The sequence below is a fragment of the Methanosarcina sp. 1.H.A.2.2 genome, assembly GCF_000979975.1.
Classification (GTDB): domain Archaea; phylum Halobacteriota; class Methanosarcinia; order Methanosarcinales; family Methanosarcinaceae; genus Methanosarcina.
Genome location: NZ_JJQL01000071.1, coordinates 1 through 4,501, shown reverse-complemented (window position 1 = coordinate 4,501; position 4,501 = coordinate 1). Strand labels below are relative to the sequence as shown.

General features: G+C 42.7%; 4 protein-coding genes. 1 reads left to right on the top strand and 3 read right to left on the bottom strand.

Translation table 11 applies throughout. The annotated features are described in order from the left end of the window. Positions 1–575 precede the first annotated feature (575 nt). Positions 576–1,430, bottom strand: a complete 855-nt coding sequence (locus EO93_RS10705; RefSeq protein ID WP_048135588.1) for a MerR family transcriptional regulator — start codon at positions 1,428–1,430, stop codon at positions 576–578. 189 nt (positions 1,431–1,619) lie between these two features. On the opposite strand from EO93_RS10705, the gene EO93_RS10700 reads away from it, so the two are divergent. Next, positions 1,620–3,203, top strand: coding sequence for a serine hydrolase (locus tag EO93_RS10700; RefSeq protein WP_048162531.1), 1,584 nt, complete (start codon positions 1,620–1,622; stop codon positions 3,201–3,203). Between the two features lie 33 nt (positions 3,204–3,236). Here EO93_RS10700 and EO93_RS10695 read toward each other — a convergent pair whose 3' ends face one another. Then, positions 3,237–3,998 (bottom strand): hypothetical protein, encoded by a 762-nt coding sequence (locus tag EO93_RS10695; RefSeq protein WP_048162530.1) that lies wholly within the window; start codon positions 3,996–3,998, stop codon positions 3,237–3,239. Positions 3,999–4,284: 286 nt separating this feature from the next. Continuing rightward, positions 4,285–4,501: hypothetical protein (locus EO93_RS18185; protein WP_235284214.1), on the bottom strand; the 217-nt coding region annotated here is incomplete at its 5' end.

Genomic DNA, 4,501 nt, shown 5'->3' with positions numbered 1-4,501 from the left:
GTATCAGAGAGATACTATTATTTAAATAAATATAATAATTATAGAAATATAAATACGGATTCTATAATAATAAAAGCCTTGGATTATATCGTTAAGTTTCTATATAAATGTCTAAAACGAATTTATTTTTCATACCACTTTCAACTTTAAATCAAAATAAGCAAAAATCCTGTACACAAATTCAATTAATATAAATGTTTAATGCTCTCATCGTCTTGAATAATGTCTATTCGATAAATCCTAATATGGATAATCTAACTGTATTCATTGTCAGGGGAGTGGTCTTTATGTCCCCCCGAATATTCTCTTTTTCTTAACTTTGATACTTATAATACATTTTTTTAGTTAGACAAAAAAAGTGAAAGTGCTTGTCATTTTGATCAATAATTTGCGGCTACCACCTGAATTTTGCTTTACCACTTATATTTTAGAATAAACATTTAAAAGTAACAAAGCTAAGAAAATATATCGCAGCCACTTTTCCGGGAAAAAGAGAACTGCTCCAGAAGTCTGGAGCTGCACAAAAATTATGCTACACAAGAATTATGCTACAGATGAATTATACTGCAGATAAATTATTTTTCTCGGACCTGAATTTGAACCTCTGTCATCAGCTCTTCTTCCGGGACTTCAGCAGGGTCATTAAAGTATAGTTCCCTGCTCGGCATAACGGTCTCCAGGTTATTTTCTTCCGTATAGGAGAAGATTTTGTTATAGCCTGCTTCAACTCCGTGGTATGGACCCCGATAGACAACGGAAACAGCCCTTATAGCCGGCAGTGTCTTTATTTCCATTTTAGGATCTTCCACCGAGACCCTTCCTGTAACCGGCAGTGCAATCTCTATATCCGCTCCTGTTTCTTTGTATTCCTCGTCGTGGCAGAGGAACATAATAGGGCCTGTAGTTTTTACGTGGTTCCGCTGGTTTTCAGGGCTGCTGACGCATGCACAGATTTCACTAATTAGCCTTCCTATAGTTTCTACAAAGTTCCCTTTTTCACGCTTGCTCAGTACTCGCAGTTCGGGAATCTCTTTGATAACGGGTTCTGTAACTGACATTTTGAATATCTCCATAACTTTTCCACTATGTTTGCAGGCGCCCTGCAAAATGCCCTCGATATTCTGCAACTTCCCAACCTCCAGCCGGACCTCATCGAGTCTCTTCCTGAAACAGGTCTCAATAAACTCATAATTTCCTGCGCTTTCTGCGTCCAGAAGCATGGAAATTTCCTCAAGGGAAAATCCCAGGAAAGTAAAGGTCTTGATTTTCATTCCCTGCTCGATCTGGGGAACCGTATAGTAACGGTAACCTGTAAAGGAATCTTTTACTTCCGGAACGAGCAGCCCTTTCCTGTCATAGAGCCTGAGAGCTTTCTGGGAGAGGCGGGTCATAAGGGAAAATTTACCGATTGGGATCTGATCGATTAGCATCTTGCTCAACCCCTTAATTACCCTGAAGTTAGATAAACTGCCTTACTTTTCCCCGGGGAAAGGTTTGATTTTTATGAGTAAAGTGTTTATTATATACTGTAAGGAATATATTATTTGTAATTCAAGGTATATTGTCACTATTTTTAGGTAGAAATGGGCAAATATAGGGTTATCTGGGGGGTAGAAGTAATGAGGGGTACAGGAAACTTGAAATTTATCGGATTACTGGTGGTTTTAGTGGTCATGCTCGCAGCCTCTGGTTGCGTTGAGGAGCCGGAGTCAGGCAATGAATCGGGTACAGAACCAGGTATAGAACCAGCCACATACTGGCCCACCGAGAGTTGGCAAACATCAACACCTGAGCAACAGGGGTTGGACTCGGAAAAACTGGCTGAGGCGCTGGATTACATCCAGGAAAAGGACATTAACATCCACAGCCTGTTGATTATACGTAATGGATACGTCGTGACTGATGTCTACTTTTATCCTTTTGCTAATGGTTCAGTACACGATGTCGCTTCCGTGACCAAAAGTTTTTCAGGAACCCTGATAGGTATCGCAATTTCCGAAGGGTACATTGCCGGCGTCGATCAGCCGGTCCTGGAGTTTTTCCCGAATCGTACTGTTGCGAATGTTGATGCAAATAAAAAGGCAATGACTCTGGAAGACCTCCTTACCATGAGATCGGGTTTTGAATGCGTTAATGAGCCTTACGAAGTTACTCTAGAGCAGATGGGAGATAGTCCTGACTGGATCCAGTTTACGCTTGACATGCCAATGGCAGAAGAACCGGGAACCCGCTTCGTCTACTGCAGCCCCAATTCCCACCTTCTCTCAGGGATCATCAGCGAGACCACCGGCATGAACGAGCTGGAGTATGCCAATAAAAGTCTCTTTGAGCCCCTTGGGATCTCCAATGTCATCTGGCCTTCTGATCCACAGGGGAATAACCACGGATGGGGAGATCTGCATTTGACCCCTCATGATATGGCCAAATTCGGGTACCTCTATCTTAATAACGGGAAATGGGATGGAAAACAGATAGTTCCGGCAGAATGGGTGGCAAAGTCTACACAAACACAGGCTATTTCTGAGGATGGTAAGGGTGATGGATATGGTTACCAGTGGTGGATTCCAATCGATGATCTTCCTGCACGTTATGAGGCAAGAGGGCGTGGGACTCAACTAATAACTGTCGTACCTGAAAAAAATCTCATAGTAGTAACCACTGGTGGCGGTTTTGATATGGATGAGATTGCTCCTTTCCTTGTTGCAGCTCTGAAATCAGATCAGCCTCTCCCTGAAAATCCCGTCGCCTATGAAAGGCTTCAGGAAAAAATATATGCCGTTGCCGAGCCTCCAGAACCTGAACCTGTTAAGCCTCTGCCCGAGATGGCGAAAAAAATCGAAGGCAAAACATATGTTCTCGATTCCAATCCTCTGGACCTTCAGACTCTTGCTTTAACTTTTGATGAGGAAAAGGGGGAAGCTTTACTCAGAGTGGGACTGCCGGAAAATCAGACGTTAGAGTTTCTTCTGGGGCTGGATAACGTCTCTAGATTCTCTCCCGGAGACTATGGTCTCCCTGCGGCAGGGAAAGGATCGTGGGAGTCAGACAATGTTTTTGTTGCTTACGTCGATGAGGTCGCAAATGTAAATCACTATAAGGTAACTCATACTTTTCAGGATGATCAGCTGACCATACTGTTACAGGATCCGACATGGTATGGAGATGTAGAATTTGGCGGGAGGCTTGAGGAGGGAGAAAATTAAATTTCTTCCTCTATTTTTTTATATTTCTCTTTTTTACTTCCGCATCACGAAGGTTATTGTTTTCAGGAGATTCTTTACCGCCCCTATCAGCGTCATCACAAGGACAAATGTCAGGCCTAGTTTAATGGCTAGTATTGCACCTGAATTTAAGGCGGGATTGAAAGGAAAAACCGTTAGAACAGCATATAAAAGGACAGCTGAAGCAACACTGAGTGCTGTTTCCATGGCCAGGGGTATCCATTTGATCTTAATTACAGGATAGAGCAGGTTCGCGATAATTGTCAAAATGATGAGCAGGTTCAGGTATGGAAGAATTCCCGCAAATTCCTGTGAAAACAACGGCACGATCTCCGGGGGCTGGTCTCCTGTGATGTTTACAACCACACGCACACTCGTCCAGAATAAATTTATCACAGCTAAAAATATGAGGTTCATGCCCGTGATGATCGCAACCCTGAGGGGTGATGAGAGTTGTTGGAGGCTGGAGTTAATTTCCCTGAGTTTCCCCTCATACCTGACCTTCAGCCTGGACTCATAAAGATATATTACAAGAAAAATGAGTGCCAGCACACTGATAGCCATTATCATTGCAGGAAAAACCGTAACAAAAACATTCCCCATCAGAAGGCCGACTTCCGGCACCAATATAAGCAGGATAACGGTTGCCATTGCAAGTGCGAACACCAACGCTGCCAGCACTTTTATAGCTTCTGTTAAACTTCCCGACCATTTTTTCTTTTCAGCAGCAAGAACTTCAATCTTCCTGGGGCCATTCGATCTTTGCTCGTCTCTCAAGTCATCCCTCTGTTCAGTATACAATGTATCGGTTACTTCATAAGGATGTTTACTCTCAAAAGAACTATGAAGATTCGGCTTTAGTTTAGAATTTCATTTAATCAATGTCAGGATAAAAGAATGGAATTAAAGAAGATTCCGAAAAACCCCTGATTTTTATTGATCGATTACCTGCCATTTACATGGCTGGATCTATGGGTTTTCGAAATCTTCAATTCTATTTTCATTAAGCTTTATTGAGACAGGTTTAGTCCCGGTCTCTTATCCTAAAGATGCACCTTTACAGTTAGAGTGAAGTAGCAGGTAAGATACAGGATCCATCTCTAAGGCGGTCTCTGTCACCGTTGCAGTTAGAAGACCTGCTGGATAATGTGCATGATCCGTCTCTAAGGCGGTCACAGTCACCATTGGAGTTAGAAGACCTGCTGGATAATGTGCATGATCCGTCTCTAAGGCGGTCACAGTCACCATTGGAGTTAGAAGACCTGCTGGATAATGTGCAT

Coding starts and splice junctions, on each gene's coding strand:
- EO93_RS10705 (WP_048135588.1), bottom strand. CDS start 1,430: ATGCTAATCGATCAGATCCCAATCGGTAAATTTTCCCTTATGACCCGC.
- EO93_RS10700 (WP_048162531.1), top strand. CDS start 1,620: ATGAGGGGTACAGGAAACTTGAAATTTATCGGATTACTGGTGGTTTTA.